Source organism: Vibrio sp. 2130-1 (genome assembly GCF_033339515.1).
In genome coordinates, this window is sequence record NZ_JAWOUT010000640.1 from 1 (window position 1) to 540 (window position 540).

A 540-nucleotide genomic window follows, 5' to 3' on the forward strand; every position below is an offset into this window, starting at 1 on the left:
ACGACCACCATACATTACCGCAACGTCATCACACACTTCAGCTACTACGCCTAAATCATGGGTAATGAAGATCATTGCCATGCCCGTTTCTTCTTGAAGTTCATTCATTAGTTCAAGGATAGACGCCTGTACCGTTACATCCAGTGCCGTCGTTGGCTCATCACAAATCAAGATATCTGGTTTACATGCGAGTGCCATTGCGATCATCACGCGCTGGCGCATACCACCAGATAGGTTGTGCGGGTATTCGTTGAGGCGCTTTTCTGGCATTGGAATTTTCACTTTAGCCAGCATTTCTACCGCGTAGGATTCGCGCTCTTTTTTACCTAGCTCAGGACGGTGTAATTCCAACACTTCGCACAGTTGGCGGCCAATGGTATGCACTGGATTCAACGCCGTCATTGGGTCTTGGAAAATGATCGAAATGCGGTCGCCGCGCATGGCGTACATTTCTTCCGCTGGTAGCGACACCAGATTGGTACCTCGGTAGTTAACTTCACCATTGACAATATTGCCGTAAGGCTTTGGCAACAGTCCCAT

1 protein-coding gene is annotated in these 540 nt (G+C 48.5%); it reads right to left on the bottom strand.

Annotation, left to right across the window (positions count from 1 at the left end; genetic code table 11):
- Nucleotides 1-540: ABC transporter ATP-binding protein (locus R7Q09_RS27860; RefSeq protein ID WP_318144173.1), on the bottom strand; the 540-nt coding region annotated here is incomplete at both ends.